Source organism: Vibrio sp. KUL78 (assembly GCF_059725505.1).
Genome location: NZ_AP045838.1, coordinates 1,799,770 through 1,815,568, shown reverse-complemented (window position 1 = coordinate 1,815,568; position 15,799 = coordinate 1,799,770). Strand labels below are relative to the sequence as shown.

General features: G+C 46.1%; 12 protein-coding genes and 1 pseudogene. 8 read left to right on the top strand and 5 right to left on the bottom strand.

Going from position 1 to position 15,799, the window contains the following annotated elements:
* Positions 1–12: 12 nt before the first annotated feature.
* Positions 13–759, bottom strand: coding sequence for a gamma-glutamyl-gamma-aminobutyrate hydrolase family protein (locus AC6I8Y_RS24470; RefSeq protein WP_498022100.1), 747 nt, complete (start codon positions 757–759; stop codon positions 13–15).
* A gap of 347 nt (positions 760–1,106) precedes the next feature.
* Between AC6I8Y_RS24470 and AC6I8Y_RS24465 the strand changes: the two genes are divergently transcribed.
* The 3 genes from AC6I8Y_RS24465 (at position 1,107) to katG (ending at position 6,460) form a co-directional block, all read left to right on the top strand.
* Positions 1,107–2,453: a glutamine synthetase family protein gene (locus AC6I8Y_RS24465; protein WP_394150084.1), complete on the top strand. Its 1,347-nt coding sequence runs from the start codon at positions 1,107–1,109 to the stop codon at positions 2,451–2,453.
* Between the two features lie 16 nt (positions 2,454–2,469).
* The gene (locus AC6I8Y_RS24460) at positions 2,470–3,945 is read left to right on the top strand and encodes a Na+/H+ antiporter NhaC family protein (protein ID WP_234497322.1); all 1,476 of its coding nucleotides are present in this window, start codon (positions 2,470–2,472) and stop codon (positions 3,943–3,945) included.
* A gap of 325 nt (positions 3,946–4,270) precedes the next feature.
* Complete coding sequence (gene katG / locus AC6I8Y_RS24455; RefSeq protein ID WP_498022099.1) at positions 4,271–6,460, top strand: catalase/peroxidase HPI; 2,190 nt, start codon at positions 4,271–4,273, stop codon at positions 6,458–6,460.
* Between the two features lie 220 nt (positions 6,461–6,680).
* Here the strand turns inward: katG and AC6I8Y_RS24450 are convergent, their stop codons facing one another.
* Positions 6,681–7,868 (bottom strand): MFS transporter, encoded by a 1,188-nt coding sequence (locus AC6I8Y_RS24450; RefSeq protein ID WP_234497324.1) that lies wholly within the window; start codon positions 7,866–7,868, stop codon positions 6,681–6,683.
* An 89-nt stretch (positions 7,869–7,957) separates the two neighbouring features.
* Between AC6I8Y_RS24450 and AC6I8Y_RS24445 the strand changes: the two genes are divergently transcribed.
* The 3 genes from AC6I8Y_RS24445 to AC6I8Y_RS24435 all read left to right on the top strand — a co-directional run bounded on the left by AC6I8Y_RS24445 (position 7,958) and on the right by AC6I8Y_RS24435 (position 10,418).
* On the top strand, positions 7,958–8,944 hold the full coding sequence (locus AC6I8Y_RS24445) for an endonuclease/exonuclease/phosphatase family protein (protein ID WP_498022098.1): 987 nt from the start codon (positions 7,958–7,960) through the stop codon (positions 8,942–8,944).
* A gap of 105 nt (positions 8,945–9,049) precedes the next feature.
* Positions 9,050–9,547, top strand: a complete 498-nt coding sequence (locus AC6I8Y_RS24440) for a GNAT family N-acetyltransferase (RefSeq protein ID WP_128650569.1) — start codon at positions 9,050–9,052, stop codon at positions 9,545–9,547.
* 625 nt (positions 9,548–10,172) lie between these two features.
* Positions 10,173–10,418 (top strand): hypothetical protein, encoded by a 246-nt coding sequence (locus tag AC6I8Y_RS24435; protein WP_234497327.1) that lies wholly within the window; start codon positions 10,173–10,175, stop codon positions 10,416–10,418.
* Positions 10,419–10,469: 51 nt separating this feature from the next.
* Here AC6I8Y_RS24435 and fhuB read toward each other — a convergent pair whose 3' ends face one another.
* The 3 genes and pseudogenes from fhuB to AC6I8Y_RS24420 all read right to left on the bottom strand — a co-directional run bounded on the left by fhuB (position 10,470) and on the right by AC6I8Y_RS24420 (position 14,190).
* Positions 10,470–12,464, bottom strand: a complete 1,995-nt coding sequence (gene fhuB / locus AC6I8Y_RS24430; protein WP_498022097.1) for a Fe(3+)-hydroxamate ABC transporter permease FhuB — start codon at positions 12,462–12,464, stop codon at positions 10,470–10,472.
* A gap of 7 nt (positions 12,465–12,471) precedes the next feature.
* Positions 12,472–13,401: an ABC transporter substrate-binding protein gene (locus AC6I8Y_RS24425; RefSeq protein WP_498022095.1), complete on the bottom strand. Its 930-nt coding sequence runs from the start codon at positions 13,399–13,401 to the stop codon at positions 12,472–12,474.
* Between the two features lie 20 nt (positions 13,402–13,421).
* Positions 13,422–14,190 (bottom strand): annotated as a pseudogene (locus AC6I8Y_RS24420) (ABC transporter ATP-binding protein).
* A gap of 297 nt (positions 14,191–14,487) precedes the next feature.
* On the opposite strand from AC6I8Y_RS24420, the gene AC6I8Y_RS24415 reads away from it, so the two are divergent.
* Positions 14,488–15,219 (top strand): carbonic anhydrase, encoded by a 732-nt coding sequence (locus AC6I8Y_RS24415; RefSeq protein ID WP_394150075.1) that lies wholly within the window; start codon positions 14,488–14,490, stop codon positions 15,217–15,219.
* A 322-nt stretch (positions 15,220–15,541) separates the two neighbouring features.
* A complete protein-coding gene (locus tag AC6I8Y_RS24410) occupies positions 15,542–15,787 on the top strand; it encodes a hypothetical protein (protein ID WP_042470728.1) in 246 nt (81 codons plus the stop codon).
* Positions 15,788–15,799: the final 12 nt, after the last annotated feature.

Here is a 15,799-nt window from a genome sequence, read left to right as displayed (position 1 = left end):
TCAGCCTCTAAATTACTGGGAAGCTGACATAATAAATTCTTTAAACAAAATTTGTGAGAAATGATTGTTTTTTGCTTCCCATTCTGGGTGCCACTGCACGCCAACAAAGTATTTTTGCCCCGGTAAGCTAAATGCTTCAATAAGACCATCCGGTGCTTTTGCTTCCACTTTTAGTACTGAACCGAGCTTTTTAACCCCTTGGTTATGAAGGGTATTGACCTCAAACTTGCTGGTATCTTCCCATTTGGCATTCACCAGCCACTCTTTAAATACACCGTCACCTTCAACGTATACAGGGTGAGCCGGTGCGTATTTCTCAGTAAAGTCTTTCGACTCATTTTCACGATGATCTTGATAACCTGACTCATGTACCGCCGGATCTAAGCTACCACCCAGCGCCACGTTCATCTCTTGGAAACCGCGGCAGATCCCTAAACACGGAATATTCATGTCTATAGCTCGACGAATCAATTGAATAGATAGCTCGTCACGCGCTTCATCTTTCTTCTTCTCTTCATGACTGCCGTTATAACGGTGTGGTGCTACATTAGAGTGGCTTCCTGGAAACAGTAGCCCGTTACAGACAGCCAGCACTCTGTCTAACTCATCTGTTTCTATAGCCGATGGCAAGATGATTGGTGTACCACCGAAATCTTTCACCGCTTGTAGGTAGAACTCATTCAATGCCTGTATTTGATAGCCAGCGAGCTCTTTCTTACAGCTTACGAGTCCTATTATTGGTTTTCTTATCTCAGACATTGTCACACTCACGTTCGATTTATTTAACAAAAACCGTACAACCCACGTACATAATTATCAACACTGGTGTTCAAAATAGATGCCAAATCGTGATTTCGATCTCTATTTTGGTCAAAAAAAACACTTATTTCGCTCGATATATTGAGCAAAAGCCGATCAACTGTTACAAATTAGTTAACGTTTAACACGGTTGAAATAATCGCCAAATTAAACAAAATACAATTAAAACAATAATTTAAACTTATAATTCAGCCAAAAACCCTCATTTGCTAATGGTTATTGTGTTCAATTTGTTAAACACCAACAACGTTAGCGTCAGTCAGACAGGGTAACTAGGAGTAGTTAAGATGGATACCTATTTACAGGAAGTTAAAAATTTTCGACAAAACTGGCCAGAGATTAAGTATGTAGACGTCATATTTACCGATCTTAACGCCACGCCTCGCGGCAAACGCATCCCAGTAGACGCGCTTGAGAAGCTCGCTAAAGGTGTCGCCCTCCCTCTCTCTACTATTACTCTAGATACCAAAGGCGCTGTTGTTGAATCGGCTGGATTGGGTGAAGACCTCGGTGAACCAGATAACCTCTGTTTCCCTGTTTCTGGAACACTGCTACCGACGGCGAAAGCAGGTACGGGTCAGGTATTGCTTTCTATGATGGAAGATGACGGCAAAACGCCACATCGTCTATTTATCCGCAATATTGTTGAACGTATGGTGGATACCCTACACGCTAGAAATCAGTTCCCTGTCGTGGCGCTCGAGCTTGAATTTTATCTTATCGATAAAGAGCGCGGTGAGAATGGTGAACTGCAAACCGCCATTAACCCAACTAAGAATAAAAGAGAACGTGACACCGAGGTTTATGATGTCGATGGCCTCGATGACTATGCCGACTTCTTATCAGAACTGAACGCCGCAGCCGCCGACCAAGGTTTAAACACAGCAGGTGCACTTGCTGAATCCGCGCCAGGTCAGTTCGAAATCAACTTCAATCACTCCAAAGACGTACTACGTGTTTGCGATGAAATCGTCTTCTCAAAACGCCTAATCAAACAGATCGCTCACAAGCATGGTTTTGACGCCACCTTTATGGCGAAACCTTTCCTCGAAGAAGCAGGAAACGGTCAGCACATGCACATCAGCCTCATCAACGAGCAAGGCGAAAACCTATTTACTAATAATGAGGATGACTCAGCAAGTCCATTGTTCTTCCAAACAATGGCAGCGATGTTGTCCCAAATTCCGGACGCGATGGCACTTCTCTGCCCGAACGTGAACTCTTACCGTCGATTTGTACCAGGTGCTTATGTACCAACACGTGCCGATTGGGGTGAGAACCACCGAGGAGTAGCGCTACGCGTACCGATTAGCGATGGTAAAAACCGTCGTATTGAACACCGCATCGCTGGTGCGGATGTTAACCCTTACATTCTCGCTGCAGTAGTACTATCCGCAGTATTAGCGAGTGATAACTATACCCAAGAACAGTGTCCACCAGCCCTAAGTGAAAATGCCATCGACCTGCCAACACGCATGTCCGATGCCCTGACTCAACTCGATAACAGTGAGTTAGGCACGTATTTCTCCCAGGACTTTATTGATATGTATCTCGCTTGCAAACGAAGTGAACTGGCAGAATTTGAGCGCATTATTACGCCGCTTGAAATCGACTGGATGCTTCACTCTGCATAACGAAAGGAATTAGTTTATGACTACGCAGACAAAGGCGCTGGAGGCGCCGCTCAAAATAAGCAGTAAACATTTGGCGGTCAGCCTGACTATTGTCTTCCTGTTTATTACCTTTACTTCAATTGGATTGAACCATGTCGAAGGTGAAAGCTATGGTTGGCTCGCACTGCTGCCAACATCACTCGTTCTTGTGTTCGCACTCACCACTCACCGAACTGTCGAAGCGCTGTTCAGCGGTACCATTGCTGGGGTGCTGTTGCTAGACCCAACGAGCGCGGTTGAGCAAATCGTTGGCATCTCGATGGATGTTATGATGAACGAGACCATCGCTTGGATCATCTTGGTGTGTGGCCTAATGGGCGGCCTGATCGCAATCCTTGAGAAAGGCGGCAGTATCCTAAGTTTCAGTGACATGCTGGTAAACAAGGTTAAGAGCCGTAATCAGTCGCTGCTTATGACCTTCTTCTTGGGTATCCTGATCTTTATCGATGATTACCTCAATGCGATTGCGATCTCATCGTCAATGAAGAAGATCACTGATGGCTATAAGGTGTCACGTGAAAAGCTCGCGTACCTAGTAGACTCAACAGCGGCTCCGATTTGTATCCTAGTTCCTATCTCTACTTGGGCTATCTTTTTCAGCTCCCTTCTAGAAGCCAATGAAGTAGCAGAACCAGGTCAAGGTATTGCAGCGTACATCCAAGCTATCCCTTATATGGCTTACGGCTGGGTCACGCTTGGTATTGTATTCCTAGTCGCAATTGGCAAAATGCCAGACCTAGGTGCGATGAAAAAAGCGGAAGAGCGTGCACGTAATGGTCAAGTGAAGCCAGATGGTGCTGTAGACATCGATTTTGGTTCAGACATCAAAGCGCACTCGAATCCAACAATGGGGCTTATCAACTTCCTACTGCCGATGGTCGTACTAGTCGGTGCATCTTGGTACTTTGGTATCGATCTACTTGCAGGTGTGTTTGTTGCAATCATCTTCACCATCTGTTTCTACGGCTTCCAAAAGCTCGTAACCATGAATGAGCTATTTGATGCGGTTTATGACGGCATCAAGGTCATGTTGCTTCCACTCGCAACAGTTATTGGCGGCTTTATGCTGAAAAGCGTGAACGACTCACTAGGTCTAACGCAGTACGTTATCGAGACGGTCAGCCCGTACCTATCTGCTCAGTACTTCCCTGCTCTGATCTTCTTGGTCACAGGTGGTCTAGTTTTCGCATCAGCATCTTCATGGGGTACGTTTGCGGTTGCCATGCCAATCATCCTGCCACTTGCAGAGCAGATTGGTGTACCGCTACACCTTACGATTGCAGCAATGCTTTCTGCATCGGCGGCAGGTAGCCACTCATGTTTCTTTAGTGATTCGACTGTGCTATCCGCTCAGGGCTCTGGTTGTACGTCAATGCAACACGCAACGACGCAGTTCCCGTACGCGCTTATCGGTATTGTTGCTACAACCCTATTCTTCATTGTGGTTGCTTAACACTCGTTAACAAGTTCAATGAGAATCCAAAAGGGATGCCACTCAGCAGGCATCCCTTTTTATATCTGTTTTTCATCACTTTCACTCAGAATCTAACCCACTGTTTTGTAGTCTTTTTCTCACCTAAATCGCCACCCTTTGTAAATTAATGTAAATGAGAGGTGTACTCATTTAACTTTTGATCCACATCAATACCCACTTCTGTAAAACCATATTAATTAGTAGTTAATTCATACAATATGAAGTGAATTTGACGATCCCAAATCCAGCTTTGGGACTATATTTAACGGAAATTCTTAGCGTTGGTCGCAAATCGGAGGCGTATATGCAAAGTGATAAAAATGCACCGCAAGGCAAATGTCCTGTTATGCATGGTGGTAATACTCGTGTTGGTGGTCGTGGTACTCAAAATTTAGATTGGTGGCCAAACCAACTAAACATCAAGATCCTTCACCAAAACGATCGCAAAGGTAACCCTTACCATGAGAGCTTCAACTACAAGGAAGCGTTCAAACAGCTAGACCTAAAACAAGTTAAACAAGACATTGAGAATGTGCTGACCGATTCTAAAGATTGGTGGCCAGCAGACTACGGTCATTATGGTCCATTCATGATTCGTATGGCATGGCACGCAGCTGGTACCTATCGTACTGCCGATGGTCGCGGGGGAGGCAACTCTGGTAACCAACGTTTTGCTCCACTAAACAGTTGGCCTGATAACGGCAACCTAGACAAAGCCCGCCGCCTACTTTGGCCAGTGAAGAAAAAATACGGTCAAAGCCTCTCTTGGGCAGATTTGTTTATTCTTACTGGTAACGTTTCTATCGAATCTATGGGCCTAAAAACCTTTGGTTTCGGCGGCGGTCGTGAAGATATTTGGGAACCAGAAGAAGATGTCTATTGGGGCATGGAAAGCGAATGGCTGGGTGACAAGCGTTACTCTGGTGACCGTGAGCTAGAAAGCCCACTTGCTGCGGTACAAATGGGTCTTATCTATGTAAACCCAGAGGGTCCTAACGGCGATCCAAGCGTACTTGCATCAGGTCGCGACATTCGTGAAACCTTCGCTCGTATGGGGATGAATGACGAAGAAACCGTAGCTCTGGTCGCTGGCGGTCATACTTTTGGTAAAACACACGGTGCGGGTGACCCTGAGCTAATGGGTCCAGAGCCGGAAGCGGCTCCTATCGAAGAGATGGGCTTTGGTTGGCGCAATGGTTTTGGTAGCGGTAAAGGCGACGATACGACCACCAGCGGCATCGAAGGTGCATGGACACCAAACCCTATCCAATGGGATAACGGCTACTTCGACATGCTATTTGGCTACGATTGGGACTTGGTGAAGAGTCCAGCAGGTGCATGGCAATGGGTACCTGTCGGTGTTCCTGAGGAGCATATGGCTCCAAAAGCACATGATCCTTCTCAACGTGTCACGACCATCATGACAACCGCTGATATGGCGATGCGCATGGATCCGATCTACGGAGAGATCTCTAAACGCTTCCACCAAAACCCGGATGAGTTTGCTGATGCCTTTGCACGAGCTTGGTTCAAGCTCACTCACCGCGACATGGGTCCAAAAGCGCGCTACCTAGGTGAAGAAGTCCCTAGTGAAGATTTGATCTGGCAAGATCCAGTTCCAGCCGCTACATCTGCGCCTATCAGCTCAGAAGATGCAGCGACACTGAAAGCAAGCATTTTGGCCTCTGGACTCACGGTTTCTGAACTGGTCTACACGGCTTGGTCATCGGCCTCGACATTCCGCGGTTCTGACTATCGCGGCGGCGCAAACGGTGCGCGTATTCGTCTCGCCCCTCAACGCAACTGGGAAGTGAACCAACCAGAACAGCTAGGTCGAGTACTCGATGTCTATGAACGCATTCAAACTGAGTTTGATAAGCCAGTGTCAATTGCTGACCTTATCGTTCTTGGTGGTAATGCGGCCATCGAAAAAGCAGCGAAAGACGCAGGTGTATCCGTAGACGTCCCATTTGCAGCAGGCCGTACCGATGCGCTTGAATCTCAGACTGACGCTGAATCATTTGCTGTACTTGAGCCACTTGTTGATGGCTTTAGAAACTACAGTCAGAAAGCATTTAGTGTGTCTGAAGAAGAGCTACTGCTAGATAAAGCTCAACTACTAACGCTAACTGCGCCAGAAATGACCGTGTTGATCGGTGGCCTGCGCGTACTAGGCGCAAACTATGGTGACAGTGACTTTGGTGTGCTTACTGACCGCAAAGGCCAGCTAACCAACGACTTCTTCGTTAACTTAACTGATATGGGCACTGAATGGCGTCCGACCAACGAGGACGCGACTGAGTTTGGTGGCTTTGACCGCGCATCGGGCAGTCAGAAATGGAAGGCGAAACGTGCTGACCTTGTGTTCGGCTCTAACTCACAGCTTCGCGCACTGGCTGAAGTGTATGCGTGTGATGATGCCAATGAGAAGTTTGTTTGTGACTTTGTCTCTGCTTGGGTCAAGGTGATGAATGCGGATAGGTTTGATGTTTAAAGGGTAATTGGGGGAGATGGGCGTTTGCTGTTAGTCTCGCGCATTTACCCCTCCCAGCCTCCCCTAACTAGGGGAGGAGCATAGTGCTCGCGGTGCATCGCCAACAAACAACAGGCGATGCTGCGCTAGCAGCTAGCCTTCAGTTCTCCCCCTAAAAATAGGGGGAGCTAGAGGGGGTACGATGCGCTGAACTATCAACCAGTGATTGGCAAAAAAATCCTCAACTCCACTTCAACACCCTAACCTCATTCCCCTCTTCCGGCTTCTTCGGAATATTCAACGACAATAACAATGACACTGCCGCCATCGCCGCACCGATATAAAACACGCTAGAAGGTGAAATCAACCAAATAAAGCCAAACGTCACTGGAATCACTACCGCGGCAATATGGTTAATCGTAAATGACACGCCTGCCGTTGAAGCCATATCCGCAGGGTCAGCAATCTTCTGGAAATAGGTTTTGATTGCCAGTGCTAGTGCAAAGAAAAGATGATCGATGACATACAGCGCAGCAGCCCATTCCGCTGTTTGCACCAAACCGTATCCGACAAACACGAAAATCAGTCCAACGTACTCTACAATCAGAGCTTTACGCTCACCCACGACGCCAATGAATCGACCAATCTTCTTCGCAAACAAGAAGTTAAATAGGTAGTTAATCAAAAATAATAGCGTGATATCGGATACGCTGTACCCAAACTTTTCTACCATCAAAAAGCCAGCAAAAACGGTAAAAATCTGACGTCTAGCACCACTCATAAAGGTCAGCGCGTAATACAGCCAATAACGCTTCTTAAGCACCAACTTTTTAGTTTGCGGAGTGTCTGTCTTAAACTGAGGAAAAGCGAAGGCAATAAACAGAACCAGAATAAATCCAATACCACCAGAAATACCGTAAACCCATGCGTAATCAAGCTTAAATATTTCGACCATGACCCAAAGCCCAGCGTACGTCAGCAGTGATGCCAAGGCTCCAACGGATATGAGCTTGCCCAATACCTCTGGCGCTTCTTCTTTAGTCAACCATTGCAGTGACAACGACTGTTTCAAGGTTTCAAAATAGTGAAAACCGGTCGACATAATAAGCGTCGTAATCAGTAGTCCCGCAACCGAAGGAAACAAACCGGTAATCGCCGTGCCCGCGGTAAGCAAAAGCAAAGATACGATCATAAATTTTTGTTCTCGAATGAACAAAAGCACAAACACCGTAGTAAACGCCAAGAAGCCAGGTATCTCACGCACACTTTGTAATAAACCAATATCCGAACCGTCGAAATTGGCTTTCTCTATGACAAAGTTATTGAGTAGTGCCATCCAACTTGAAAAAGCGATGGGCACTATAATCGAGATGATGATGAGGAAATTTTTGGGCGTTCGCCAAGCAGGTTCGGTTTGCTGTTGAGACATTGTTATTCCTTTGAATGCGTTATTTTTATATGCTCACCCTTAACCACAGCGACTTGGGTTAGACATAAGCTGTCATGGAGTCTAATACTTTGACACAAATAAATAAATTGAAAGTCACTACGTGCAACCTGTGCAATTTTGCAGAGCCACCATTTGCGTTTTATGAGATGGATAACATCTATGATGCGAAGCAATGGGCTCAAAAAACAAGCTGGCTCTCAAAAACCTTAACATCGCTCGACAGTGACGTTGTCGCGTTCCAAGAAGTATTTTCTATTGAAGCGCTGCGTTCGCTCACCTTAGCTCTAGGTTACCCATATTTTGAGTATAACCAACAACCCACTATCGAAGCAGATTACATCTATTCCAATCCGGCGTTAGCGTTCGCGTCTAAACACCCGTTAAAAAGACATCCCAACTTAATTATGTCTGAGTTATTCTCAGGCGACTATAGCCGTCCGCCACTCCACGTGACATTAATGGCGGAAGGTCTTGGGGAGATCGACCTTGTCAATGTTCACCTTAAATCTAAAAGAGCCATTCTTGGAGAACAGGATGAAAACGATGATGAGGTGACACTTTGGTTAGATGAATTACACGGTGTAGCCCTATCCCAACAATTGAGACAACAGGAAGCACTCTCTCTTCATAGAGCAATCGTAGGGATAAAACGCAGCAGTCAACATCCCGTCATTCTATTGGGTGATTTTAACAACGTATTGAGTGCCAGTGAGTTTGACCCTTTTCATTCTAGGCATCGACTACGACGTAAAGAGTCTCGGTACTTTATTTCCCCTTACCATTTTTATGATACCTGGAAGCTTGTGCGACATGGTGCGCCCATCCGCCCTCAAGACCAAATCAAAGCGCCCGTTACCCATTATTATGGAGAGAAAGGGAATCGAATTGACCACATTCTAGTATCCAGTGAGTTTGCACCAGAATATGATCATTCGCTCTATGAGCTAACCGAATATACCATCACTGACAAGCATATTGTTGACCCGAGGTTTGGTATTGATGACGTCGCCTCAGACCACGCGCTCGTTTCTATTACTTTTGAATCAAGACACTAGCATGGAACGAATAGAATAGCCTTGCTAACACTCGCTAATTCAATTAGTTATATAGCAAGATAATTTACTTTTTTGACGCAATAACTTGTCATAACGGAGACTTCAATGAACGTCAATATTCGACCAACGGAAGAAAAAGATGCCGCAGGTTTATGCGAACTATTTTCACAACCTAAGGCTCAGAGGGAAACTCTGCATCTGCCTCACTCATCGCTAAAGATGTGGCAAGAGCGATTGAGCAATATTCCCACTGGTGTCTATACCTTTGTTGCTGAGCTCGACGGAAAAATCGTTGGCAATATAGCACTGACTCACTCTCAGCGTCCTCGCACTATGCATACAGCAACCTTTGGGATTGCGGTTCACGATAACTATCATGATATGGGTATTGGTAGCCAACTGATCGAAACGGTTATCGATTTAGCCGACAACTGGCTTAACCTAATGCGGATTCAGATTGAAGTGAACACCGACAATAAAGCGGCGATTGCACTGTATTCAAAGTATGGATTTGAAATTGAAGGTGAAGCTTTGTGCTCTGCTTTTAGAGACGGTGAGTACATCTCTACTTACTATATGGCGCGATTGAAGGACCAACAATAACTCCTACTCTCGCTACTAGCGCATTTCTCCTCAAATAGTGCATCACGCTGCACTATCTAGTGAACTTCTTGTCGCTTCCATATGCGAATAGCAACTTGGCTCATAAAAAATGTAAAACATCATTAACGTGATATTAAAGTGCATGCAGTTGCATTAATTCGATATAGGGTACGGCAATATACCGTGCTAGTATTTGGACCAAGATCACACTTTAATTGAGAAATGGAAAGGGAGAGAAAAGGAATGTGTGAACACGGAGCAAGACTTCAACGCCAACGACGCACGCTAATGATGAGATTGCTGTTGGTCAAAGAGTTCTATGTGTGTGCCAACTGCGGACACCAAATTGTCATTGGATCCGAGTTCAGGCCTCTCAAATGGCTCACCAACGTATTGTTCACACAGCCGGACCTTAACCCTAGCAAATCTGACCTGACCCATACTTAATATCGTTGGCATGGACCAAACTCATCTGTGCGGCAATTCTAATAACAGTCGCCATGTCATCGAACTTCACAATCAGTAACTAGCACTTTTTTCATGAGTTTCTAGACCTATTGTTGGTTTCTCTGTTTAACTTAGGTAGAGTACGCCACCAAATATACCACTCAAGTGATAGATAACGATGAACATTGATAACGAAGTAATTGAAACCCTTGAGGAACTCGAGCAATTTCTGATTCTTTTGGAAAGTGGTGCTTTAGGTTTACAAGGGGTCGCCGGTGTTGCGTTGGCAACGTCTAACTCTGACGGTCGTCCGTTTGTTGCCGTTCTGAGTGACAACCATGAACTTATTCTGGGACGCTGGGTATCTCAAGACGTCTATGAAAATGGTAAAGACCTGGTTCGCAATGGACCTAAACGCAATTAGATCTCAATGAAATAGAGAATGGCGCTAATCAGCGCCATTCTTGTTTTAATTTTAGCTCCCCTTCCTAAGCAGGATAAGGAAATAGGCGCCACCAATAACGGAAGCCATTAGTCCCGCAGGAAACTGCCACGGAAACCAAATCGTCCTTCCTAACCAGTCTGCACTCACCATCAAAATGGAACCAACCAAGCAGGCAACGACCAGCTGGTTTTTTGCTTTGTATTGCCCGAGCGCTCTTGCAATATGCGGGGCCAAAAGACCCACAAAGCTAAGCGGTCCAATCACAAGCGTAGAGAGAGCTGTCAGCAAAGATGCCATCACAAGTAAGAAAAGACGCGTTTGCTTGGTATTCACGCCAACTGAAGCAGCGGATACCTGCCCCAGATTCAAGATATCTAACCATCGGCTAGCAGCGTATGTCGCCCCACCAAACACGACAATACCTAGCCCTAGAGCGAATACATCATTGTAGCTTGCCAAGTAAGTAGAGCCAGACAGCCAAGTTAGCAACGCTTGCACGTTATCTTGCCCTGATGATAACGCAATTCGAAGTATGGCATCGAGCACAGCACTTACCGCAATTCCAGTAAGCAATAATTGCGACGGTGCATAGTTTGAGCGCTTACTAAACTGCAGAATGACTATCATGACCAAAGCGGCACCGACCCCACCGTAAACAATCTGTTCGGTTCGAGTTGGTGTGAAGCCAAACCAAGCACACAATACAAGTGCGAGTGCTGCACCAGAGCTGATACCCATCACCTCTGGGCTTGCCATTGGGTTAACAGTAATTCGCTGCACCATGGTACCAGCAAGCGCCAGTCCGCAGCCTGCGAAGATCGCACCGAGTACACGAGGCATACGCAGATCTAGAATACTCAGGTCGCCGCTAAAGCCCCAACCAACTTGTGTACGCCCCAAAAGAACTGCCAGTGCCGTTACGACGAAGAGTAACAGAGCTAAGATGAGCGACACTAAGGCAAAAGATTTAGGGTGATAGACTTTGTTAGCGACTTCTTCCGCTTTAAAGCTAGAGGCAAACTTTTGTTTGGTTAACAACCAGAGCAAGCAAGGCGCGCCAAACAAGGCAGTCATTGCTCCCGTAGGTAACAGTTCGCTAGATACACCGGAAAATGGCTGAATTATCAAGTCAGCGGTCAATAGAAGCAGCGCGCCTACCACGCCACTCAGCAATACACGTTGAACAAATTTCCTTGCGCCCAACATTTTAGCAATGGTTGGTGCAACGAGACCGACAAAACCTATAACACCAACTGTCGCGACGACGACAGAAGTAATAACAACCGAAAACCCTAGTCCAACAGCACGAACTCTAGCAACATTGACACCAGCCGACTCTGCGACCTCGCTACCTAACTCCAGTGCTGACAATGGTCGTAGCATCACCATGACCAAGCCGAGCACAACAGCCAGCACCCAAAAAAGCAAATGAGCGTTTTCCCAACCTTGCTGAGCGAGAGCCCCAGCTCCCCATACAAACAAACTTGTAAGCTGCTGCTCGTTTAGCATGACTAACATCATGTTGGTCGCCCCTAAGAACAGGGTGACAACCATACCCGCTAAAACCATCTGCAGCGGTGCGAACCCTCGTTTAGCAGTAAGCAAGAAGACCAGACTTGCTGCAAGCATGCCTCCGCCAAACGCGTAAGCATATTGAATCAAGCTTCCCCCAACGACACCTGCAAGCAGACTGGCTGTCATGCCGAGTTCGGCACCGGCTGCAACGCCGAGCGTCGTTGGTGAGGCAAGTGGGTTTTGCAGCAAATGCTGCATCATACAACCAGCAATCGCCAGCGCAGCACCACAAAGCAGCGCCATACTGAGGCGTGGAAAAAAGGTAAAGTGCAAAATGAGCTGACGATAATCACTGTCATCTCGACTTAAAAAGTACGTTTGCCATTCAGAGAATGACAGGTGATAGGGCACCGCATTTTGGAAAAGCCAGACGAGTACGAGCGCACTAACAAAAACAAACAGCGCCATTTTACCAAATGGCGCTGCACCGCGGTGGGCTGTTAACTGCATGAAGAACCTACTGCTGACCCAATGTTGAAATCTGTGTGACGACTTCATCACTCAAACGCTGCATCGCGACCAAGCTACCGAATGTCCATACTTTAGGTACGATCTTGACTCTGTTTTCACGCGAAAACGCCATCGCGGCCCATAAAGGCGAGCCATTAAGCTGTGCTTGCTCGGCATCCGATAGCGGACCAAAAATAAGCACATTACTGTCTTGATACTGGGCGAGCTGCTCAACGCTTGCTGAAGAGAATCCCCAGCTGTTGGTTGGTCCTTCCCAGCTGTTTTCCAGAGACATGGCAGAAATAGTGTCATTCATTAGAGAGCCCGTACTGTGAACACGGATGTGCTTATCTCCAATAAAACGCACCATAATAAATGGCTTACCATTGTTCATCTTTGCTACCTGTTCACCATTTTGAGCCAGCTTCTGATTAGTCTCATCGACAAGCTGCTGTGCTTGCTCAGGTCGCTCGAACACATCTCCGAGGGTTATCACGAGAGTTTTTGCATTTTGATAAGGCTGTTTCTTGCCATTGTATATACTCATCACCAATGTCGGTGCGATTGCATTCAGCTTTTCATATGCCGGAGCCAAGTGTCCGCTCATCAAAATCAAATCGGGCTTCAAGCTTGCTATCAACTCTAGGTTTGGCTCGCGACGTGATCCGACATCGGTCACCTCACTTGGCATTGTTGGTGACCCAACCCAATCCTGATAGCCTTTTACATCAGCGGAAGCGATAGGAGTCACACCGAGTGCAAGCACTGACTCTGCAAGAGCCCAATCCAACACAACCACACGCTTCGGCGCTTCGTTTATCTCAACAGTTCCTAACTCGTGTTGGTACGTTTTTGCTGATGCAGCGAATGATGGTAAACACACTAATAGACTGACTAATACAACAGTGAAGTGCGTGGTTTTAAATCTGTTAAACACAATAATGATCCTTTTATCGATTATCTAACGTAGCTGATGACATGCTGAGTGCTAGGGTCTGTGAAAGTGGACAGCGGCATACCATAGATTTCGGTCAGCGAGGCTTCGTTCATCACACGTTCTGGTGTGCCGTCAGCGATAATTTTCCCGCCTTTAAGAGCAACCAACCTGTCGCTGAATCTGGCAGCCATATTAACGTCATGGATGACCATGATTACCGTTAGGTTGAGGCTTTGATTAAGCTCTCGTATTAACTTGAGCAGCTCATATTGGTGAGCGACATCTAGGGCTGACGTCGGTTCATCTAGCAAGATACATTCACTTTGCTGCGCTAAGAGCATTGCTACCCATGCTCTTTGACGCTCCCCTCCTGACAAGGTGCTAACAAACCGCTGTGTAAATGCGGTTAGCCCAACCCTTTCGATCGCTTCATCCACTAGTTTGTAATCTTCTCGGGTATATCGCCCCAACACGCCTTTCCAAGGGTAACGACCGAACATAACCAGTTCGCGAACAGTAACCCCATCTGTGATAGGCGGATGCTGAGGCAGGTAGGCAACTTTTTTTGGCGTACTCTTTTTCTACGTAACTATCAAGTGGCCTTTCATCCAACAAAACACTCCCAGAAGAGACTTGATTCTGACGGCTAAGAAGTTTGATTAGGCTCGATTTACCACTGCCATTATGCCCAAGCAAAGCGGTGACTTGTCCCGGAACAAACTCCAAGTCAAATGGCGATAGAATCTCAAGCGAGCCAATATGGAAGCTCGCCTGCTTAAGTGAAAACATAACTACTCATCATCTTATAGTTGACGCAGCTAAATCTAACTGCAAATGAGAAATATTTGTATACGCATTGTATTGATTTTATTAACTCATGTCATTACGAGCTTCAAAAACGTGAACCAACGCTCTCATAGGGCGTGATACTCCTACCGCAGCTATGTCACCTCAATGAAAATTCGAAACTTTCTTCTCGCGTAAAATCGCAAACTAAGTATGCAACTGATTGGTTCAAATGGTTTTGCCCTAATCTAGTCGCCGAAAGCGTCCGCTTTCGCAAACGTCAGTAAACTAAGGATAATTATGAAAACAGCAATGAAGCTTGCATTGGTCATCGGCACAGCAGTCTCTATCACTGCACCGGCTTATTCAGCGGAATGGGGATATGGTGAGGGCGATGGCCCTGCGACATGGGGGAAGCTAAGCGCCACTTGCGACAAAGGACAAAACCAGAGTCCAATTGATATTCAAACCAACCAACTCACTCAGGCGAAAAAGGCACCACTGAGCTTTGACTACAATGGACGTGTAGATCAGATTATTAATAATGGTCACACAGTCCAAGTAAATGTCACGGGTAGTAATTCTCTACATCTCGACGGTCAAGATTTTGAACTCAAACAGTTCCACTTCCACACACCATCAGAAAACACTATCAATGGCAAATCAGCCCCTCTAGAGGCACATTTTGTTCATGCTAACCAGAAGGGACAGTTAGCCGTTGTTGCAGTGATGTATAAAGACGGAGAACGTGAAAGTGATGAGCTGGCCGGTATCCTGAAAACCTTGCCTGCCGCTGGAGAGAAGATAAATGCGGAATCCGATATCGGGCTTGAGCAACTACTCCCAAGAGTAAAAGACTATTATCGCTACAATGGCTCGCTTACAACGCCACCTTGCAGTGAAGGCGTAAGATGGATCGTACTCCAAGAGCCTCAGTTTATTCCAAAGAATCAGCTAAAGCGCCTATCAAACACCATGGGTGATAATGCAAGACCAACTCAAGAACTCAACGCACGACTTATCTTGAACTAATCATACTGAGCCCATGCCACCAGTCTTGAATATGGGCTCACATCTATCCATAATTTCAAAAAACTTAGCAAAACCCGCCATTTGTGTTCCGCTTTATGCGATCAACATTCCATAAATTTGGTTTGAACGTCATACAAATTAGACTATTTGAACTGCTTCAAAGTTTACCGTACGAACAACGTGTAATTTAACTGTTACACAAAAACAAGATTATGTTGCAATGATGAGATTTTGAATAACATGCTATTCATCTGCGTTCCCTGCACTCAAACGTGTGGTTAGCCTTGAATAACAGTTAATGAAAGTTTTGGGGGACAGTGGTATGCAGCAGTATGAAATAAATGTTTATGATATGCGCTATGAAGAGCAAGCAATTGTTCTGAATATCGAGTTTTCAGACGCAACCAAAGCCGACTTCATGTGGAGCAATATGCCTACTACGTCGTGCCGTGACTACATCTCACATCTGGTAGTTGCCGGTAATGTCGTCGCCAAAAAATACATCACTGAAGATGACCTTAGTGATATGAATCGCGCGACCAGCCTACCTTTTTCAATGACCTGTTAAAAGCGGAGCTCT